The organism is Halobiforma lacisalsi AJ5 (assembly GCF_000226975.2).
Lineage (GTDB): Archaea > Halobacteriota > Halobacteria > Halobacteriales > Natrialbaceae > Natronobacterium > Natronobacterium lacisalsi.
This window is the reverse complement of the sequence record NZ_CP019285.1, coordinates 1,019,327-1,038,775: the sequence shown is the minus strand read 5'-3', so window position 1 is coordinate 1,038,775 and position 19,449 is coordinate 1,019,327. Positions and strand designations below refer to the sequence as shown.

Below are 19,449 nucleotides of genomic sequence, written 5' to 3'. Positions count from 1 at the left end.
CCACGGCGGTCCGGTGACCGCGAGCGGCCGTTTAGCGACGCGATAATAATCCCGCGGGGGTTCGAACCCCCGAAAAATGACTCGCGTTAGCGTGGTTATCCCGACGTACAACCGGGCCGAGACGCTCCCGCGCGCCATCGACAGCGCGCTCGAGCAGACGATCGACGACGACCTCGAGGTGATCGTCGTCGACGACGGATCGACGGACGGAACCGAATCGGTGCTCTCGGCCTACGAAGAGAAGGGCGTGGGAGTGGTACCGGTCGCCCATTCCACCAACCGCGGCGCCAACGTCGCCCGGAACACCGGCATCGAACACGCGAGCGGCGAGTACGTCGCGTTCCTCGACTCGGACGACACCTGGCATCCGGAGAAACTAGAGCACCAGCTCGAGGCGCTCGAGGGCCGGTCGGACGAGTGGGTCGGCGCCTACTGCGACACCGCGTACGACCTGTCCGGCGCCAAGGGGACGCTCCGCTCGGCCGTCGCATCCCTCCTCGCCCGCAGCGACGCGGAGCCGACCCGGGAAGGCGACGAGCAGTTGATGGCCGAAATCCTCGCGGACAACGTACAGCCGGGGGCCGGCTCGACGCTGCTCGTCCGGACGGACGTCGCCCGGGCCGTCGGCGGCTTCGACGAGACGCTGGACCGGTTCCAGGACCCCGAGTTCTGTCTGCGCGTGCTCGAGCGCGGGAAACTCGCCTACGTCGACGAGGTCCTCGTCCGCCGGGACGAGACCGGCCACCCGCCGGCCGACGTCGTGGAGGAAGCCAGCGAACGGTATCTCTCGGCCTACGAGGCGGAGGTCGAGCGGTTCGAGTCGGAGGGGTACGAGATCCGCTCGACCCACCGGTTACTCCTCGCGAAACGGTACCTCGCCGAGGGGCGAACGCTGCATTCCGGTCGCCACCTCGCCGGGGCGTCGGTGTCGGCGCGACACGTCCCCGGGCTCTGCTGGACCGCTGCCGGCGGGATCAGGCGGCGTCCGCTCCCGCTCGTCGCGACCACCCTTCTCGCCGCGGCTGCGGGACTGCTGTGGTGGTCGCGACTCGGCGGCCCCGCGGGAGCGGGCGAGTCGGACGGGAAAGACCCCTCGTAGTCGGTACTGTCGTCGCGTTCGACCGGTCAGCGAAACGCAGCCGCGAAGGCGCGGGACGCGGACGCGATCGTCGTCGGATACGGTTGCGGCCGCCGGAAACGGCCTTGAGCGTTCGATAACTATTATCGGCCGTCCGGCAGCGACCGACGTGAACGTTCGACAGCTCTACAACACCGTCAGAGGGCTTCAGGGATTGGCGACGGCCGAGCGCGAGTCCGGCGACCGGATCCGTCGGTGTTACGCGCGTCACGGCGTCTGCGAGAAGAATTGACTACCGTTTCGGACAGCACAACAGTTCGGCACGGCGAAACAGTCGGCAAAACGGGCTCAGGACTGTCTCGAGGTCCGCAGTTCCCACAGGTCGTCGAACGTGATGACCTCGACGTCGGCCTCGTCGATGTGTGCCAGCAACTCCTCGTAGTCGCCTTCGGACATCGTGTTGTCCGCCTCGAACGCGTGGAAGTTCAGGATCGTACACTGGTTGTGCGCCGCCGCGAGGTCGACACAGCGCTTCGAGATGTCGAGGTCGTGCCCGATCGTCCGCGGGAGCGCCAGCGGATCGAATCCATGGACGCTCGTCGTGTTGACGTTGCCGGCCTGGTTGAACCCGCCGCAGTAGTGGTAGCCGGTCGCGTGCTCGAGGCTCGTTTTGTCGAAGCTGTTGTGCGGGAAGACGATATAGTTCGCCCCCTCGAAGCCGTTGTCGACGAACCATCTCTTGTCCTGTCGGAGTCGCCGTTCGATCGTCGACTCGTCCTCGTACTCGTGGATCGGTTCGTGCGTTCCGTGGACGACGATCTGGTCGCCCTCGTCCTGGCGTTCCTGCAGTTCCGAGACCGACATGACGCCGTCGCGTCCCTGCTCCGTCCACCGCGGAACCGGCGCCTGGACCGTCCGGAATCCGTACTCGTCGTGCAGCGGCGACGCCGTCTCGTAGTAGTCGCGGAACCCGTCGTCCCAGGTCAGCACGACGTACCCCCCATCGGGTTTCTCGTGACGGCGGAGGTCGTCGATCCAGACTTCGGCCTCCTCCATCGAGTGGAGGACGTGGACCTCGAGCCGGTCGAGGTGGTCCATCGCGGGTTCGTGCTCGTCCTCCTCGAAGACGCCGGGGCTCGCCCGGAACCAGCCGACGTCCGGTGTCCGGTACGTGACTTCCCGAAGCGAGTGTACCCGGGCGCTCCCGAACTGGTCGACGATCCGCAGATTGACCGTCAGGTTCTGCGGCGTCGTCGTCCGAATCGCGACAGACAGGTCCGTCTCCGTCAGGTCCGTTTCCTCGAGGGACCGCTCCGCGACGATCGTCTCACGGCCGTCGGACTCGAGGTGGAAGCTCTGCTCGCCGTCGAAGACGACGTCCTCGTCGGCTTCGCCCGATCCCCGAACGACCTCCCAGGCGTCGAGGTCGCCGAAATCGTCCAGCGACTCGCCGGGCTGTCGGTACCGTTCGCGGCTGTCGTACTCGGTTTCGATCGGCGGAACCCCGTCCGTGAGCGCCGCAGGAGTCGACGGATCATCGTCGGTCGCCTCGTTGCCGGCGTCCTCGCTGGAGTCGGTCACCGACTCGAGCCGATCCGCGCAGCCGGCGACGCCGGCGAGACCGGCGGCACCCGACAGCGCGAGGAATCGTCGTCGAGTCGCGTTCGTTCGTGACATTGACGGATCGACGCTACCGACGGCCACCCCATTATTATAGAGCCGATAGGCGGGGACGACGGACGCCACAGGGGAGCGCGAACCGCCTCGAGAGGCCGGCTCTTGGGCTTAACGATGCCATAGTTATTGAGACGTCCGCCGGAGTCGAAGAGGAGCGACGTATACGGGCACCCGGCCTCCCGCTCGGACCGTCGGGTCGCCTGCAAGCGCCGCATCGTGCGGCGGAGTCGACGACGAACACGATGAACAGGGAACTCTTCGGCGTATTCGGCGACAGAGAGGCGTTCGACCGGTTCAGAGACGACGACGAGTTCGACGTCGTGCTCACCGGATCGAGACTCACGGTCGGGATCAGGGATCCCGACCTCGGCACTACCGGCTGGACCGACGCGTACGGCGACGACGCCGGCTGCTGCGTCGTCTGGGGGGAATCCTACGTCCCCGACGGGGAGTCGAACGCGGCCCGGTGGCTCCTCGAGCGATACGAGCACGACGGAACGACGGCCTTGTCGACCCTCAACGGCTCGTACCTGGCCATGCTCGATCACGAGGCGACCGACGAGGCGTTCGTCGCCACCGACCCGGTCCGGTCGCGCGGGTGTTTCTACACCGACGACCCCGGGGTTCGGGTCTTCGGAACCGACGCCGCCGCGGTGGCGGAGACGGTCGCGGATCCGACGCCCGATCGGGACGGCGTCCTCGAGTTCCTCCATCTGGGAGTGGCGCTGGGCGAGAAAACGCCCCTCGAGGAACTGCGTCGGCTCCCGATGGACGGGCGACTCACGCCGACGACGGTCGAGTCCCTCGATCGGTTCGTGTATCGGCCGCGCGAGGATCACGATCACGACCACGACCACGATCACGACCACGACTACGTCGGCGACCTCGCGAACCGCCTCGAGCGGGCGCTCGAGCGCCGCTCGAGGCTCCCCGGCCGAAAGGGGGTGTTGCTCTCGGCCGGCTACGACTCGCGGATCATCCTCTCGCAAGTCCCCGACCTCGAGCGGAGCTACACCGTCGGCGCGCCCGACGCACAGGAGGTGGTCGGTGCCAGCCGTCTCGCCGACCAGTACGGTACGGCCCACACCGCGTTCCCGCCGGACGAACGCTACCTCCGGCCCGACGAGTCGAAGGCCCGATACTCCCAGGGGATCAAGGAGTCGCTTCACATCCATCACGCCGGCTATGCCGACGAAATCGACGTCGAGACGATGTATCACGGCCTCCTCTGTGATACGTTCTTCCGCGGTCACTTCACCGCACGCGAGACCGTCGATATCGCCGGAAAGCCCGTCCCGCTCGGGCGACTCGACCCCGATCCGGACCCGGTCGATACCCTCCTCGAGAAGTTCGGATACAGCCGCGAGGCGAGCTATGACCTGGCCGAGCGGACGGGGCTGGACGTCGATCCGGAGACGTTCGTCAGGGACGCGATCGACGACGAGTTCGCGTCGAACCGGTCGCGGGCGGACGGCGTCCAGAACGCCCTGACCTGCTGTGGCATCGCCAATCAGCCCTCGATCCCCTTCCACGACCACCTGTCCGACCACTTCGTGACGTCGTTCCTGGCGACCGACCGAGAACTGATCGACTGGCACCTCCGGACGCCGCCGGCCCACCGGACGACCGAGACCTTCCTCCGGGCCTGCGAGCGGCTGGACGACGACATTCTGCGCCACAGACCCCCCGATCGTCCGCACGATACCGAGCTGTTCAACGAGATCGAGGGATTCGTCCGGCGGAAGACGCCGTTTCTCTCGTCGTTCGAACCCCCGTGGCCGGACCGCGAGACGCTCTTCGAGCGCCACGACTTCGACCGCCGCCTGCTCGGCGATCTCGAGCACGTCCACGAGTTGCCCGCGAGACACAAACTCCGAATCGTCGACCTTCGACGGTGGTTCGATCGGTGGGGTGGCCCGAAATCGCGGGTGACCTTCCTGCTCCGGCCGACCAATCCGACCCTCGCGTGAACCCCCGATCGCGTCTCGAACGTGACGGGTATCTTATCGATACGGAATCAGCAAATTCGTCCTGAAAGACGCTCTAAGCGGCTGTTATTTTGGTTTAGAAATATAAACCGTGAAAATGCTTATATACCAAGGGAAGATAGGCCGGAATATGCGTCTGACGCCGTCGTGGTTGCGCTCTTCGTCGGACACTTCTCGGGGGGAGTGTCGCGACGACGAGACGTCCACGGAACCGGAAGTAGCCATCTATCACGACCCGAAAGGGAAGTTCTCGAGTGAAGCGAGAGACGCAGGCGAGTTCGTTCCCGACTCCGACGAGGAGTTACTGGCCGTCCTCGAGGGGATGCAGATGCCCGCCACGGTCGACGAGGTGACCGACCGACTGGTCGAACCGGCTCAGCCGCCGATCGATACGTGGGCGGCCGTCCACGAACGGCTCCACCGAACGCGACTGCCCGCACTCGACGCGTCCGGCGACATCGAGTTCGACGACGCACAGGGCATCGTCGACCGCTCGAGATCGCGAGCGGCCGGTCGAAATCCGTTCTCCCCCGCCGTGTTCGGAACCCTGTCGATCGTGGTCCTGTTCGTCGCGATCGCTCTCGTCTGGGCGTCTCTTCTGACCGCGATGACGGTAATGCTCGTTACGACTACGTTCGTTGCGTGGCTCGTACCCGGGCTCGTATAGGGGCGCGAATCGGCGAGCACGACCGTCGTCCTCAGTCGATAAAGCGGGTGATCGTGAGCATTGTAAAGAGGAACAGGATCAACGCGCTGAGCCCGAGGCCCGACAGGATCGACATGAACGGGAGTTCGATCACCGCGCCGAACACGAGGACGTAACAGAGGGCAGTGGCGCCGATGTAGTAGTCGTCCCAGTTCGGCTCCGCCCCCTCGTCGTCCGATTCCTCCGTCGACTCCTCGCCCGGTTCGATCTCGAGGTAGGCGTCGAACTGATCGGCGAGCGGTTTTCGCTCGACGATGCCACGATCCTGCTGGTAGTCGATGATACCGGCCTCGTCTAGCTTCGAGAGGTGAGACTGATAGAGCGGAATGTAGACGCGCTGTCGCTGCTTCGACGAGAGCTCCTCGACGGTCGTATCGTGTTCCCAGGCGGCGACCTGCTCCGCGACGTCGCGCATGCGGACGGGACCGTCGGTACCGCGCAGATACCGGAGAACCATCCGACGGCGTTCGTTCTGGAGCAGGTGGAAGATTTCGTCCTTCGAGAACGCGGACTCGTCGTCGCCGGACTCGTTCTCGAGGGGAACGTCTCGGTCAGACTGTTCTTCCAATTTGATAGATTTCGATTTCATCGCGCCGATTCCACCTAAAGAGAAGTGGGTAATAAAGGATAGAAACCGTGTCCCTCGGATTGGTTCAATTTGCGTGACTTTAATTGTCACGTGAGTATTTTTTCTTGTTTTTAAACCCTGCATTTGCTGTTTCTGGGGTCTGAAATCCGATATCTCTCGATCGGAAAACCGGCTTAATTCTCCTCTATATGGACGTCAAATATCCGTAATCTATCCCAGATTTTCCGTTAATTGCGTTCACTGAGATAGTTCATACGGACCGAAATTCAGGCCGAGACAATCTATATCGAGATTGTGATAGAAACCAGTCAGACGCCCGTCGAACGGCCCCGGCCGAGCCGCGTTTACCGGAGCGATAATAAACCCCCATCCGCCCGTCGATACGAGCAAATGAGCGACACAGACTGGTGGTTCTTCGATCTGGCGCTCGTCGTCGCGGCCGTCGGGGGGCTCACGCTCGCCGTCGTCGCCGGCGCCGGCGGCGTTGCACGGATACTGCTGACGATCCCGCTCGTCTGCTTTCTCCCGGGATATGCGCTCGTCTCGGCGATGTTTCCGGACGGGCCGACCGACGACTATCAGGCTTTCGACGAGGGGAAGACGGGCCTCGGAAACCCCCTGCTGGTAAGCGGGGGGCTCGAGGGGGTCGAACGGACCGTCCTCTCGATCGTGTTCAGCGTCGCACTCGTCCCGGCAGTTGCCCTTTTCGCGTCCGCAACCCCTGGGGGTTTGATTGCCGATCAGGTGCTCCTCGGGATTTCGGCGCTGACAGCTGGACTCGCCGTGATCGCGATCCTCTCTCGATACCGCTGTGAGCCCGAGAGACGGTTCACACCGTCCCTCTCGTCAGCCTCACCGTTTTTCGACTCGCGGAGTTCGTTCTACGAGCGGCGTAACGTGGGGCCGTACAACGCGGCGATCGCGGTCGGCCTCGTGCTGGTCGTTCTCAGCGCCGGTTTCGCGCTCGCCAGTCCCCCCCAACACGACGGGTTCACCGAGTTCTCGATCGAAACGGAAGCGGTCACGGGAGAGACCGACACGATGTACGACTCGACCTACGAAATCGATTCCCAGCCCCAGGAGCTCGAGGCAACGATCACGAACCACGAACGCGAGGAGCGAACCTATACGACGGTGGTCGCCCTCGAGCAGGTGAGCTACGGGGACGGCGGCGTGACCGTCCACGAGCGGGACGAACTGGACAGACAGCGGACGACGGTTCCGGACGGGGAGAGCGCCCGGCAGACCCTCGAGATCGATCCGACGATGTCGGGTGACGATCTGCGCTTGCGGCTGCTCCTGTACGAGGGAGAACCGCCGGCCGATCCCACCCCCGAGGAGGCGTACCGAGTCGTGACGCTCCCGATCGAGGTCGAATGATGTGGCCCTGGGAACATCTCCTCGTCGCATACGGGCTCTACTCGCTGACGACGAACGTCTTCCTCCGGCGGTCGCCGTCAGCCGCCGAGACGATCGCCATCGCGATCGGCTCACAGCTCCCGGATCTGGTCGACAAACCCCTCGCCTGGACGTACGGGGTCACGGAGACCGGCTACGCGATCGGCCATTCCGCGTTCGTCGTCCCACTCGTCTGTCTGGCGACCCTCGTCGCGGCGGACCGATACGGGGATCGAATCCTCGCGGGTGCGTTCTCGCTCGCGTACGGTTCGCACCTCGTCACCGACGTGTTCAACCCGATGCGGTCGGGACGACCACCGGAGCCTCGAGTGCTCCTCTGGCCGCTTGCATCGTCGCCTGCGGGCGATCACGGCGGTCTGTTCGACCACTTCGTCGTCTACTTCTCCCGGTACGCGAACCACCTCCTCGACGGCGGTCTGTCGGCTGCAGTAGCCCTCCAGCTCGCCGCCGGGTTCTCGATCGTCGCCCTCTGGCTCGTCGACGGCGCGCCGGTCGTCAGCGACTGCTTGCGGTTCGTTCGCGATCGGCTCCGGTAAACGCGTCTCGAGGCGATCAGCGGTCGGTCAGCGGGCCCCGTTTTCAAAAGCGAGCGCGTTCCGAGGTTTCCCCGCAGCGATCGGAGCAACTCAAGAGCGGCGACGAAGGCGAGAAAGAGTCCGTCTAGCGATCAACCGGACGCCGGCGAGGGCGTACACATCGTCACCTCGCCGTTGGTGTAGACCGTCGCCTGGTCCGGTTGGCAGAGCCGTTCCTCGGAGATCCGTTCGATCCGTCCCTCGCCGTTCTCGTCGGAGAAGTAGACCGCCGTCGACGACTGCGCGGCTCGATAGACCGCGTACTCGTGGTCCGCCGCGCCGTCGTCGGGGACGGTCGCGGTCGTCGTCGACGGGTACGCCCCGGTTCGAGAGAACAGCGTCTGATACGGATGGTCCGTGTAGAGGCGCTGATCGGGACGGATCTCGCTGCCGCTTGGGGAGCCAGTCATCTCGGCGATCGACTCCGCCGCCGCCAGTTCGGATTCGTCGTACGCGAGTTGCTCGTGGTGGTCCGAGAACACCGGGTTGTCGATGTTGCTCTCGGGTGCGAGGATCATCGCGCCCGGAAAGACCAGGGCGAAGAGCAACAGGACCGAGACCGCGACCGCGGTCGTGACGTTCCCGCTGAGCGTCCGAATCCCGATCACGCCGAGCACGGCCATCGGCGCGAAGAGGAACGCGAACCAGCGGTTCGGAATGAAGTTGTGGATCCCGAACATCGGGAACCCGAGGACGAAGACGAGCATGAACGCCGACGCCAGCAGGAGCGTAAACACCGACTGCTCCGCCCGCCGCCTGTGGACGACGTACAGGCAGCCGACGAACGTCGCGCCCAGCAGGAGGAGAAAGCCGAGCGCGTCGACGTAGGGGACGACCTGATCGAGCAACGTCGAGGGTGCCGTCGACGCCGCCTCGGCCTCGGCTCCGCCGTCGGACGACCCGCTCGCGATGTTGAGGAAGCCGGCACTGTCCTCGAGCGTCTGCGTGAAGAAGCTCAGGACGGTCGCCAGGAACGAATCCTGCCGGTACGGCGTCAGCGACCAGACGAAGATCGTCAGCCCGAAGTTGAACACGACGAGGCCCACGAGGTTGACCGGCTTCTTCGCGCGGAAGACGCTCGTATCGAGCCGCGTGAGCCCGAGCGGGCCGACGACGAACACGAGCTGGGCGACGAACGCGGCGAGCAACAGCACGAGCATGATGAACGTCGACACCTGATGCGTGAGGATCACGGCGACGCTGAACAGGACCAGCAACGAGAAGTCCCGGACGGTGTACTCGATGCGCATCACGCGGATCAGGGCGTACAGCATCGCGAGGAAGAACAGCAGGCCGAGGCTCGTCGGGATGAGGTGGATCCCCCACATCGAGACGTGGCTCGCGAGGGCGTAGAACGCCGCCGCCAGCACGGCCCACCGCTGGGAGACGAGCAGGTTCGTGGTCGCGTACACGAGCAGGACCGAGAGCGGCATCACGACGCCCACGGAGAGGTACACCGCGAGGCGAATCGGGACGTCGTACAGCAGCGCCGACGACGCGACCAGGAGATGATAGAACGGCGCCGCGTAGTGTTTGTCGTCGGAGATCGCGCCGAGCGAGCGTTCCTCCAGGATCGCGTTTACGAGTTCCGTGTGGGTCCAGATGTCGATGCCGACGTACCCCGGCGTCACGTACAGCGCAGTAAAGCGGAAGACGACCGCGAACAGGACGATCTGGAGCAGCAACAGCCCGGGGTGGAACTCCTCGTCGCGCGCGAAGACGATCTGTGCGATCAGGAGCGTGCCGACGACGCTCGCGGCCCCGAAAAAGAGGGGCGTCCGCGATCCCTGGATCACGGTCAACGTCACGAGCGCCGCGAGTCCGGCGAGGACGACGGCGGGGAGCGCCATCGTCGCGCTCGAGGGCAGCGTCGGAGCGGCCCGGGCGTCCTCTCCCTGGTACAGCGAGAGGAGGTACAGCACGCACGCCGTACCGAGGAGTATCGGGACCGTATCGAGGTAGACCTGGGACGCGAGAAACCGCAGCGGGAACAGGGCCAGGGCGATCACGAGCCCGCAGAGCGCCGCGACCGTGTCGAGCCGGAGCGGTCGCAGCTCCGACAGGGACCTGTAGTTCATACGCCTCCCCCCACTGCGGTTTCCGGTCGATCGGTTTCGCAGCCGGTTCGACCGAGCGCCCGCCGATAGACGTCGGCGAGACGGTCACCGAACGCATCGAGTCCGAGCCCGTCGATCGACTCGCGGGCGTCCGTTCGCTTCCCGTCCGCGAGAACGCGCTCGAGGCCGTCGACGAGTTCCCCGTCATCGTCGCCGACGACGCAGTTCGTCACGCCGTCGACCGTCTCGCGAACGAACCCGACGTCGGTCGAGACGATCGGCAGGTTACACGCGGCCGCTTCCTTGACGACCATCGGGCCGCTCTCCCGGCGCGAGGTGACGAGAAGCACGTCGCTCGCGTTCATGTAGTAGGGCATCTCCTCGTACGCGACGCCGGAGACCGGCCGGAGGTCGACGTCGACGTCCGCGCGCTCGACGATCCGTTTCGCCCGCGGGAAGTCCTTCACCGCCCGGGTGCGGTCGTACGGGAACAGCGCGATCGGTCGGTCCGACTCCCAGCCGACGCACGTGCGGGCGGTCTCCCGCGGGATCGGCCTGAACAGGTCGGTGTCGACCGCGAACGGGAGCAGTTCGTGGTCGACCTCGAGTTCGCGGGACATGGGCCGGCTCGGTACGATCGCGGCGTCGGCCCATCGGGCGCCGAACCGGCTGAGCGACCGGAGCCACGACTGTTCGCCCAGCAGATCGGTTCCCCACAGCGTGAGGACGATCGGCCGGACCGGTTGTGCGACCGCGAGCGGTGCGACGAGGCCGTAGTTGGCGTGTACCAGGTCGTACTCCGTCGAGCGGACCTCGGCGAGGACCTTCGAATAGAACTTCGCGTACGCCGTCGGTGACCGTGACGAGTCGCCCTCGTGCTCGCCGGGAGCGGTGAGGACCGTACAGTCGACGCCCTTCCTCTCGAGGGCGGCGACCTGCTGCTCGAAGAACGGCCGCGGCGACGTGGCCAGCTGTAACACCTTCATGCCGTGATCAGCCCGCGTTGGTCGCGGGCGTCGTCCCGTCGCTCGTACGCGTGCGAGCGAGCGATTCGACCTGACGAACGACGAACGCCGTCACGTCGATGCGCTCGTCCAGCAACCGTTCCCGCCGTCGCCGCCAGGGGTCGTCGGTTCGCTCGACGATCGAGGCCGCTCGCTCGAGCCCGCGGACGTGCCGGTTCTCGCCGTCGTGCTCGAACAACAGCCCGTATTCGGCGTCGAGTTCCGTCGTGTAGCCCAGCGACAGCGGATTCACGTAGACCGAAGGAGTCCCGAGGACGGCCGCTTCCGCCGCGGTGGTCGCGCCCTCGCTCAGGACGACGTCGGCGAACGAAAGCAGGTCGTGCAGCCGGTCCGGCGACGTCTCGAGCCGATAGGGCTCGAGGTCCGCCGGCGGCTCCCCTTCGGCCGAGAGCAGGACGTCCGCGCCGGCCGCCTCGAGGCGCTCGACGATCGCCCGGGGCTCTTCGAAGCCGCCGTGGCCGACGTCGTGGGACGCCCCCCAGTTGCTGAGTCGAACGACGGCGAACGGGTCGTCCGGCTCGAGGTCGACGTCGGCCTCGAGCGACTCGAGGACGGTCGGATCGGGCTCGAACCGGTCCGGGTGGAGATAGGCGAGTTCGTGATACCCCGGATACGTCACCTGGTTCGGTCCGATCTCCTCGCGGTAACACGAGGGCGTACAGATCACGTCCGCGAAGGGGTAGCCGAGCCTCGTGATGAGCGTCGCGTGTTCCGTATCGTAGAAGACGAGGCTCTTCGTGCCCAGTACCGACGCGACGTGTGCGGCCGCGACGCCGCCGATCGCCGTGATGACGTCGGGATCGATCCGGCGCGCGTGTCGCAGCAGCCGCGCCTCGTAGGTGGCCTGGACGGCCGCCAGCGAGACCAGCGAATCCGACGAGCCGGCCAGCACCCGGTGATCGATCCCGTACGCCTCCAGCAGTTCGACGGCGACGTCGTTCTCGCGGGCGAAGACGTGGATCTCGTGGCCTCGCTCCCGCAACTCCTCGATCGGATGCCGGAAGAAGTGCACGTGGCCCGGGTGCTGGATCGTGATCACGATCCGCATCGCGAGTCACCTCCGGGATCGACCGTCGCGTTCGGACGACGATCGACGCTCGCGGTCGCCTTCGGGGATCGCATCGACTCACAACCTCCGGTAGACGAACCCCGCCTCGATCGCCTCCGACTTCTCGAGGCAGCCGTTCACGTCGACGAGCGCGGGATTCTCCTCGAGTTCGGCGGCGACCGCCTCGAGGTCCATTCGCTCGAACTCCGCGTGCGAGGTCGCAAGCAGGATGGCGTCGATCCCCTCGAACGAGAGCCGTTCCTGTACCTGGATGTCGAACGCCTCCCGGACGGCGTCGTCGGCGGCGAACGGGTCGAACCCTTCGACGTCGACGTCGTACTCCTGAAGCTTGTCGACGACGTCGACGACTTTCGAACTGCGGATGTCCCCCACGCCCGGTTTGTAGGAGAGTCCCAGAACCAGGACGCGGCTCTCCCGGAGCGTCTTGTGACAGTCGTTGAGCGCCTTGATCGTCAGTTCGGCCACGTGGTCGGGGACGGATTCGTTCACTTTCCTGCTCGTGCGCACGAGTTCGGGGTCGAACCCTTCCCGGGCCGACCGGTGTGCGAAGAAGTACGGGTCGACGGGGATACAGTGGCCCCCGACCAGCCCGGGACGGTAGTCGTGGAAGTTCCACTTCGTGCCGGCGGCCTCGAGCACCGCCTGCGTGTCGACGTCCATCCGCTCGAGCGCCATGGAGAGTTCGTTGACGAACGCGATGTTGAGGTCGCGCTGGGCGTTTTCGACGACCTTTGCGGCCTCGGCGACCTCGATCGACGGCGCGCGATGAACGCCCGCGTCGACGACCGATTCGTACAGTCCCGCCACGTCCTCAAGGACCTTCTCGTTCTGTGCACCGACGACCTTGACGACGTCCTCGAGCCCGTGGTCGGGATCGCCCGGCGTCGCACGCTCCGGGGAGTAGCCGACGAAGAAGTCCTCGCCGGCAGTCAGCCCGGACGCGTCCTCGAGGGCGGGCACGAGCACCTCGCGGGTCGACCCCGGGTAGACGGTCGACTCGAGGACGACCGTCGTTCCGGGTTTCATCTTCGAGCCGACGGTTCGGCCGGCGCTCTCGACGTAACTGAGGTCGGGCTGATCGTCGTCGTCGATCGGCGTCGGCACGGTGACGATGACGTAGTCCGCTTCGGCGATCTCGCTCGCGTCGGACGTGTACGAGATGGCGTCGTTGCGAACCGCCGCGTCGGAGAGGTCGCCCGTAGTGTCGACGCCCGACCGAAGGCGTTCGACGGTCTCGTCGTCGACATCGTAGCCGATCACGCGGTAGTTCGACTCCGCAAAGCCGACGGCAAGCGGGAGTCCGACGTATCCGAGCCCGACGACACAGATCGTCGCCTCGCGCGTCGTCGCTGCCGTCGTCTCGGTTCCCGCGTCGCGGTCCAGGGGCGAACGCGACCCCGTATCGTCCGGGACGGACCCGCTCGCGTTCCCCTTTCGGTCGCTCTCGCGCTCGTCCGCTCGGTTCTCGGTATCGCTTATTGTTGTGGTCATAGCTGAGACGTTGTCGCTGGCCGTCGCACGATCGGGTACGACGGTAGGTTCTGTTTCGCCGCCCCGGATCGCCGGGGCGTTCCTCGATCCTTCCAAAACGAGGGGGGCCGTTTACTATACCGCGAATAAACGGTTGCAGCGCTCGCATCGAACGGTCGTTCCGCGCTCGGACGGCTCTCGAGGGGAGATACCGGGTGTTCGGAAGATCGGCAGTCTCGAGCGTTTAGAACGGTGTTAAACCCGTCTGTAGGAGTCCATAATGAAGAGGGAATAGCGGGAATCGCCGATGCGGTCGGCGGGCACGATCTCACGCGATCCACCCGCTCGGCCCGTCGACCGCAACGGAACCGCGACTAACGATGGTATCAAACGCCCCGACCGGAGTCCGAGCCGCCCTCACGTCGTCGGCCACCACGTGGACCGACGCCGACCCGGCAGCGATTCGGCTAGACGACACCCACTGGGTCGTGTCGGTTCTCGCGAGCGGCGATCACGTCATCGGAGCCCCGTCCCGGCGGATGCCGTTCCAGTCGTTCCAGTTGGCGTCGTCGTGGGAGGCGGCCCTGATCGCGGTTCTGTTCCTTCTCATCAGCGGCCTCGTCGGCCTCCGAGCGGCGGAGTTACTGTCGGAAGACGACGTCCGCGACCCGTCGTGCTGGCTGCGGACGGAGGAAAGCGACGACTCGGGCGAGAGGAACCGATCACACGACACGTCCGACTCACGTGACGATCATCGCTGGGGGACCGAGTACGACAACGACCACGATCACGACCAGAACTACCACCACCAACACTACATCTCGCCCGAAACGCCGCCGGACCTCCTGAGCGACGAAGGGAACGTCGTCAGGCTGCTCGTCGAGCACGGCGGGCGTATCCGCCAACACCGGATCGCGGACGAAACCGGCTGGTCGAAGTCGAAAGTCAGCCGTATCTGTTCCCAGATGCACGCCGACGGGCGGATCGAGAAACGGTCCGTCGGCCGGGAAAACGTCATCAGTCTATCCGAAGTCGATCCCGCCGACGGCGACGAACCCACCCACGATTCGGATACCGGGTCCGACGACCTCGAGAACCCGCTGACGTGAGCCCGCCGCGCGGAGGCGGGCACTCCACTCCTTGTCCGTCGATACGCACCGGTATCCGGCACCCACGTAGCTTCGAACCCCGGCCATCGAAGCCCGCTCCCGTTCCGACGCGACTGCGGCGAAACGTTGCACGAGATGAAACGGTATTCGGTATTATACGGCCGATAGCGACGGTCTTATCGGTCGTATAGTAATGCCCGTTGTCCCTGTCGGTGTGAGTGAAGACCCGCCCGTCCCGTACCGGACGACGGCGCGGGCAGGTGACAACAATGATACGGAACGATACGCCATCCCGACGGACGGTACCGAACCGAGTCGACGCGGCAGCCGGCGGTTCGCTCCCGCGAACGGTGGTGAACGGCTGATGTGCGGAATTATCGCACGCGTCGGCTCCGGAGACGCGGCCGACACGCTGCTCTCCGGGCTCGAGAACCTCGAGTATCGCGGCTACGATTCGGCGGGGATCGCCGTCCAGAACGGATCCGGCGTGAAGGTCCACAAGACGTCGGGCGAGGTCGACGACCTCAAGTCGACGCTCGAGACCCGGCCGAGCGGGAACATCGGCATCGGGCACACCCGCTGGAGCACCCACGGCCCGCCGACGGAGGAAAACGCCCACCCGCATACCGACACCGCAGGCGACGTCGCGGTCGTCCACAACGGGGTCATCGACAACTACGACGAACTCCGGGAGACGCTGCGGGAGAAGGGCCACGAGTTCGAGAGCGACACCGACACCGAAGTGATCCCACACCTCATCGACGAGTACCGCGAGGAAACCGGCGACACCGAGGGGGCGATCCGCCGGGCCGTCGAGACGCTAGAGGGGAGCTACGCCATCGCCGCGATCGTCGACGGCGAGGAGCGGGTGTACGCAGCACGGAAAGGGTCGCCGCTCGTCCTCGGACTGGACGACTCGGAGTGGTTCCTCGCGAGCGACGTCCCCGCGTTCCTCGATCACACCGACGAGGTGATCTACCTCGAGGACGGCGACCTCGTCGTGCTCGAGCCCGACACCTACCGTATCACCGACCTGGAGGGAGACCCGGTCACGCGCGCGGTCGACACCGTCGACTGGGATCCAGAGGACGCTGGCAAGGGACAGTACGACCACTACATGCACAAGGAGATCCACTCCCAGCCGACGGCGCTCGCGAACACCATCGAGGGTCGGATCGAGGACGGCGACGTCGCCTTCGAGGGACTGGCGCCGGGTTCGTTCGCCGACGTCGAGTCGGTCCAGTTCGTCGCCTGCGGCACCTCCTATCACGCCGCGATGGACGGCGAGCAACTGTTGCGGGCGGCCGGGATTCCGACCGAAGTCGTCCGCGCGAGCGAGTACGGGACGAACGCGGGACCGGTCGACGACGGGACGCTGGCCGTCGCGGTCACCCAGAGCGGCGAAACCGCCGACACGCTCGATGCGGTCCGGACGGCGGCCAGCCGCGGCGCACGGACCCTCGCGGTCACGAACGTGGTCGGATCGACCGCCGCGCGGGAAGCCGACGACGCGATCTACATCCGGGCCGGTCCCGAAGTCGGCGTCGCCGCGACGAAAACCTATTCCTCGCAGGCGGTCACGCTCGCGTTGCTGACCCAGCGGCTCGCGGCGGACGTCCCGGACGCCACGCCGGTCAAGGACCGCGACGGGATGCTCGAGGCCCTCGAGGAGTTGCCCCAGCACGTCGAGCGCGTGCTCGAGGTGGGACGTGCCACATCCCTGGCGCGCGAGTACCTCGACAGCGACTCGTACTTCTTCATCGGGAACGGGTTCGGCCACCCGGTGGCACTCGAGGGCGCGCTGAAGTTCAAGGAAATCACGTACGAACACGCCGAGGGGTTCGCCTCCGGACAGCTGAAACACGGCCCTCTCGCGCTCGTGACGCCGGAGACGCCGGTCTTCGCCGTCTACACCGGCGGCGACGACGAAAAGACCAAGACGAACGCGATCGAGGCCCAGGCTCGAGGCGCGCCGATCGTCGCGGTCGGTCCCGACGACCATCCACTGATCGAGATCGCCGACGCACATCTGCGGGTTCCGGACACCCACCCGGTCTGGGCGGGTCTGCTCGCGAACGTCCAGCTCCAGTTGCTGTCCTATCACGCCGCGAAGCTACTCGATCGACCGATCGACAAACCGCGCAACCTCGCGAAGAGCGTCACGGTCGAATGAGGACGGGACCGAGCCGGCTCACCCGTTCCTGACGCACTTTTCCTCGCGTTCCCGTTAAAGTACGGCCGCTGCTGTACTACGGCCGGTCACACGTCATCCGAGACTCCCGCACGAATACCGTTCCGGCGTTCGTCCTCGAGTCCAGCGTTCCCGAAGTCTGCCGCACGATCCGCTTCGAGTCCGGACACTGGGTGCACCCCTACGCGAAGGGATTCCCGCCGAGACACCGGTAGCTCCGGATCGCTGTCCCGCAGCGGAACGAGGCCGGGCGGGAAAGCGATGTCGGCACCACGATCGGATTCCCACAGAACAGTGGTTCGACTGGAGAGCCACTACACGTCGTCACGCGGTCGATTGCCACGGATCGGGCCGTCACATCCCGACCGGTTTTCAGACGGAGCGTCCGGCACGGCTCGCGGACGTCCCGCTTCGTGACTGGGACTGTTCCAGTCACTGACGACTGTCGATTGGCTGGGTTCGGAGAATCGGCCCGTGAACCGGGAAGAAGAGATCGGGAACGATCGACTCACTGCCGCTCGAGTCGTTCCCGTCGAAATATAGCGGCGGTCCCGGAGTCCGCTAGCTTGATTCCGCGAGAGAATCCCGCCCTTTCCGTGAGTGACGAGTGTTCCGACAGAACGTCGGAACCGAGGAGCGAACAGGGCGAGAGTGAATCCGTAAGCTCCGTTCTCCCGTTCGTGACCGTTCTAGTCGTCCTCGGCTTCCGAGAGCGTCAGCAGAACCGCCTCGTCGTCGCCGTCCAGTTCGACCATCTCCCGTGTCTCCTCGTACTCGTCTTCCGCTCCGCCGGCGGTGATCTCGTACTCGCCGTCCGCCAGGTCCTCGAACTCGACGAGTCCGTCGTCAGTCTCGGCTTCCCGCTGCTCGCCCGACCCGAGAAGCGGGTCGTCGGTCGACTCGAGTTCGACGGCGACGCCGTCGATCGAATTCCCGTCGTCGTCCTCTACGAGCACGGTTAGCGCGTTCGTTTCGTCCTCGTCCGCCGACGCGAGCGTCAACAGGACCACCTCGTCGTCGCCGTCGATCTCGACCGTCTCTCGCGTTTGTTCGTACCCGTCGGCGTCGGCGACGAGTTCGTACTCGCCGTCCGCGAGGTCGTCGAACTCCGCCTGGCCGTCGTCGGTGTGGACCTCACGGTCCTCGTCCTCGAGTTCGACGGTCGCGTTGTCGATCGAGTTCCCGTCCTCGTCCTCGACGAATGCGGTCAAGGCGTAACCGTCGTCCTCTTCTTGCTCGTCGTCGCTCCCGTCCTGTTCGTCGCTATCGTCTCCGTCGTCGCTCCCGTCCTGTTCGTCGCTATCGTCCCCGTCACCTTCGTTTCCCCCGTTTTCATCGTCCTCTTGCTCGTCGTCTCCGCTATCGGTTCCGTCGTTCCCGTCAACGCCCCCGTCTTCATCGCTGTCCCCGGTGCCGTCGTCATCCGCCGTTTCGTCTTCGCCGTCCGTGACGTCCGTCTCTTCGTCCGTTTCCGCAGTACTGTCGCCGTCGTTGTCGCCGTCGCTGCCCCATCCCTGGTCGTTCCACTCGTCGTTTACCGCTCCGAAGGCGCTGCCGACGGAGGCCCCGCTCACGGCGAGGGCCAGTCCGGCTACCAGAAGAACGACTCCGCTGAGTGTGAGCAAAACCTGGACCGTCGACGTTATCGACCGGGTCTTCGATCGCTGTCGTTGGACGTTTCGGCGCATTATCGAACCCCCTCGGTTAGTGCCACACCGTTCGATTTCCCGTCTGGATCACCCAGTCTCGGACTCGAGCGGTCGGATCGACACCCTCGTTGGATCCGGACGGCAACGAGACACGTTGCGGGACCGGCAGCGGTGGCGGCGACCGATCGAACCGCGTCGGTTCTGCACGCCGTCGGAACCGCTGACGGTGCCTGCGGTGCGCGGACACTGGTGAGTTCATTACGTCACCGTTTCATCCCATACCGGTTCACTATGGGCCGTATAAGCGATTCCCACTCGTGAAAACGATCGGATCGGGAGCGGGATGCTCGAGGAACGTCGGTGCGATCGGTGAGTGGCAATCGACGGTTCGCCGTCGCCTCGGTTCGCTTCGGCCGATCCATAGCGAAGGCGAACCGGTGACGGGACGTCCGGACGGGACCCCGCGTCAACAGGACGAGCATCGCCGGGCGGATCGATCCTCGAGGAGGAGCGATTCGCGGTTTATACTCGTGTTAAACCGCAGTCTGTGAACCGAACGATCCCAGAGCCGAGCAACCGAAGCCGTCGAACCGGAGGGCTTCTCGAGGGGACCGAGGACGGGATCGGAAACGAGACGCCGCGGACGGACCGACGTGGGTGCCGCGTCGGTGGACTCGGCCTGTCCGTGTCTCCGTCCTCTCAACTCGCGGACGAGAGGTCAAAAGACACTGCGAGCGCACTGCCGGCGCTATCTCGTCGGTAGTACCTCCCACACACGGCAGTTCGTGAGCGACTCGAGGTATCCACGCGGCGGTCCGTCGATCGCGGCCTCGCTTATGGGCACGAT

Annotated in this window: 15 protein-coding genes; 8 read left to right on the top strand and 7 right to left on the bottom strand. The window is 65.6% G+C overall.

Annotation, left to right across the window (positions count from 1 at the left end):
• The first annotated feature begins 76 nt into the window (after window positions 1-76).
• Window positions 77-1,099: a glycosyltransferase family 2 protein gene (locus CHINAEXTREME_RS04890; RefSeq protein ID WP_007141357.1), complete on the top strand. Its 1,023-nt coding sequence runs from the start codon at window positions 77-79 to the stop codon at window positions 1,097-1,099.
• 148 nt (window positions 1,100-1,247) lie between these two features.
• On the top strand, window positions 1,248-1,370 hold the full coding sequence (locus tag CHINAEXTREME_RS22405; RefSeq protein ID WP_274520344.1) for a hypothetical protein: 123 nt from the start codon (window positions 1,248-1,250) through the stop codon (window positions 1,368-1,370).
• A gap of 56 nt (window positions 1,371-1,426) precedes the next feature.
• Here CHINAEXTREME_RS22405 and CHINAEXTREME_RS04885 read toward each other — a convergent pair whose 3' ends face one another.
• Window positions 1,427-2,755: a polysaccharide deacetylase family protein gene (locus CHINAEXTREME_RS04885; RefSeq protein ID WP_007141356.1), complete on the bottom strand. Its 1,329-nt coding sequence runs from the start codon at window positions 2,753-2,755 to the stop codon at window positions 1,427-1,429.
• Window positions 2,756-2,997: 242 nt separating this feature from the next.
• Between CHINAEXTREME_RS04885 and CHINAEXTREME_RS04880 the strand changes: the two genes are divergently transcribed.
• The gene (locus tag CHINAEXTREME_RS04880) at window positions 2,998-4,725 is read left to right on the top strand and encodes an asparagine synthetase B family protein (RefSeq protein ID WP_007141355.1); all 1,728 of its coding nucleotides are present in this window, start codon (window positions 2,998-3,000) and stop codon (window positions 4,723-4,725) included.
• 148 nt (window positions 4,726-4,873) lie between these two features.
• Window positions 4,874-5,410: a hypothetical protein gene (locus CHINAEXTREME_RS04875; protein ID WP_007141354.1), complete on the top strand. Its 537-nt coding sequence runs from the start codon at window positions 4,874-4,876 to the stop codon at window positions 5,408-5,410.
• A 31-nt stretch (window positions 5,411-5,441) separates the two neighbouring features.
• Here the strand turns inward: CHINAEXTREME_RS04875 and CHINAEXTREME_RS04870 are convergent, their stop codons facing one another.
• Entirely contained in the window at window positions 5,442-6,038 is a 597-nt protein-coding gene (locus CHINAEXTREME_RS04870) for a DUF7344 domain-containing protein (protein ID WP_029601416.1), read from the bottom strand.
• A 390-nt stretch (window positions 6,039-6,428) separates the two neighbouring features.
• Here CHINAEXTREME_RS04870 and CHINAEXTREME_RS04865 point away from each other — a divergent pair, with 390 nt between their 5' ends.
• Together CHINAEXTREME_RS04865 and CHINAEXTREME_RS04860 are read left to right on the top strand one after the other, a co-directional pair.
• Window positions 6,429-7,418: a DUF1616 domain-containing protein gene (locus CHINAEXTREME_RS04865; RefSeq protein WP_007141352.1), complete on the top strand. Its 990-nt coding sequence runs from the start codon at window positions 6,429-6,431 to the stop codon at window positions 7,416-7,418.
• Window positions 7,418-7,993 carry a metal-dependent hydrolase gene (locus CHINAEXTREME_RS04860; RefSeq protein WP_007141351.1) on the top strand — a complete coding sequence of 192 codons (576 nt, stop codon included), beginning with the start codon at window positions 7,418-7,420 and terminating at the stop codon, window positions 7,991-7,993. Before CHINAEXTREME_RS04865 ends, CHINAEXTREME_RS04860 begins: the two co-directional genes overlap by 1 nt.
• A 131-nt stretch (window positions 7,994-8,124) precedes the next feature.
• Here CHINAEXTREME_RS04860 and CHINAEXTREME_RS04855 read toward each other — a convergent pair whose 3' ends face one another.
• The 4 genes from CHINAEXTREME_RS04855 to CHINAEXTREME_RS04840 all read right to left on the bottom strand — a co-directional run bounded on the left by CHINAEXTREME_RS04855 (window position 8,125) and on the right by CHINAEXTREME_RS04840 (window position 13,674).
• Entirely contained in the window at window positions 8,125-10,110 is a 1,986-nt protein-coding gene (locus CHINAEXTREME_RS04855; protein WP_007141350.1) for a glycosyltransferase family protein, read from the bottom strand.
• Entirely contained in the window at window positions 10,107-11,075 is a 969-nt protein-coding gene (locus CHINAEXTREME_RS04850) for a glycosyltransferase (protein ID WP_007141349.1), read from the bottom strand. Before CHINAEXTREME_RS04850 ends, CHINAEXTREME_RS04855 begins: the two co-directional genes overlap by 4 nt.
• A gap of 7 nt (window positions 11,076-11,082) precedes the next feature.
• Window positions 11,083-12,162 (bottom strand): DUF354 domain-containing protein, encoded by a 1,080-nt coding sequence (locus CHINAEXTREME_RS04845; RefSeq protein WP_007141348.1) that lies wholly within the window; start codon window positions 12,160-12,162, stop codon window positions 11,083-11,085.
• Between the two features lie 78 nt (window positions 12,163-12,240).
• On the bottom strand, window positions 12,241-13,674 hold the full coding sequence (locus CHINAEXTREME_RS04840) for a nucleotide sugar dehydrogenase (RefSeq protein ID WP_007141347.1): 1,434 nt from the start codon (window positions 13,672-13,674) through the stop codon (window positions 12,241-12,243).
• Between the two features lie 359 nt (window positions 13,675-14,033).
• On the opposite strand from CHINAEXTREME_RS04840, the gene CHINAEXTREME_RS04835 reads away from it, so the two are divergent.
• Together CHINAEXTREME_RS04835 and glmS are read left to right on the top strand one after the other, a co-directional pair.
• Window positions 14,034-14,762: a helix-turn-helix transcriptional regulator gene (locus tag CHINAEXTREME_RS04835; RefSeq protein ID WP_007141346.1), complete on the top strand. Its 729-nt coding sequence runs from the start codon at window positions 14,034-14,036 to the stop codon at window positions 14,760-14,762.
• Window positions 14,763-15,126: 364 nt separating this feature from the next.
• Entirely contained in the window at window positions 15,127-16,935 is a 1,809-nt protein-coding gene (glmS, locus tag CHINAEXTREME_RS04830) for a glutamine--fructose-6-phosphate transaminase (isomerizing) (protein ID WP_007141345.1), read from the top strand.
• 707 nt (window positions 16,936-17,642) lie between these two features.
• On the opposite strand, the gene CHINAEXTREME_RS04825 is transcribed toward glmS, so the two are convergent.
• Window positions 17,643-18,527 (bottom strand): carboxypeptidase regulatory-like domain-containing protein, encoded by an 885-nt coding sequence (locus CHINAEXTREME_RS04825; RefSeq protein ID WP_238593347.1) that lies wholly within the window; start codon window positions 18,525-18,527, stop codon window positions 17,643-17,645.
• Window positions 18,528-19,449: the final 922 nt, after the last annotated feature.

Excerpts from the sequence above, each read along its gene's own strand:
- CHINAEXTREME_RS04890 (WP_007141357.1), top strand. The coding sequence starts at position 77 with ATGACTCGCGTTAGCGTGGTTATCCCGACGTACAACCGGGCCGAGACG.
- CHINAEXTREME_RS04840 (WP_007141347.1), bottom strand. The coding sequence starts at position 13,674 with ATGACCACAACAATAAGCGATACCGAGAACCGAGCGGACGAGCGCGAG.
- CHINAEXTREME_RS04865 (WP_007141352.1), top strand. The coding sequence starts at position 6,429 with ATGAGCGACACAGACTGGTGGTTCTTCGATCTGGCGCTCGTCGTCGCG.
- CHINAEXTREME_RS04860 (WP_007141351.1), top strand. The coding sequence starts at position 7,418 with ATGTGGCCCTGGGAACATCTCCTCGTCGCATACGGGCTCTACTCGCTG.
- CHINAEXTREME_RS04875 (WP_007141354.1), top strand. The coding sequence starts at position 4,874 with ATGCGTCTGACGCCGTCGTGGTTGCGCTCTTCGTCGGACACTTCTCGG.
- CHINAEXTREME_RS04855 (WP_007141350.1), bottom strand. The coding sequence starts at position 10,110 with ATGAACTACAGGTCCCTGTCGGAGCTGCGACCGCTCCGGCTCGACACG.
- CHINAEXTREME_RS04880 (WP_007141355.1), top strand. The coding sequence starts at position 2,998 with ATGAACAGGGAACTCTTCGGCGTATTCGGCGACAGAGAGGCGTTCGAC.
- CHINAEXTREME_RS04835 (WP_007141346.1), top strand. The coding sequence starts at position 14,034 with ATGGTATCAAACGCCCCGACCGGAGTCCGAGCCGCCCTCACGTCGTCG.
- glmS (WP_007141345.1), top strand. The coding sequence starts at position 15,127 with ATGTGCGGAATTATCGCACGCGTCGGCTCCGGAGACGCGGCCGACACG.
- CHINAEXTREME_RS04870 (WP_029601416.1), bottom strand. The coding sequence starts at position 6,038 with ATGAAATCGAAATCTATCAAATTGGAAGAACAGTCTGACCGAGACGTT.
- CHINAEXTREME_RS04845 (WP_007141348.1), bottom strand. The coding sequence starts at position 12,162 with ATGCGGATCGTGATCACGATCCAGCACCCGGGCCACGTGCACTTCTTC.
- CHINAEXTREME_RS04885 (WP_007141356.1), bottom strand. The coding sequence starts at position 2,755 with ATGTCACGAACGAACGCGACTCGACGACGATTCCTCGCGCTGTCGGGT.
- CHINAEXTREME_RS04850 (WP_007141349.1), bottom strand. The coding sequence starts at position 11,075 with ATGAAGGTGTTACAGCTGGCCACGTCGCCGCGGCCGTTCTTCGAGCAG.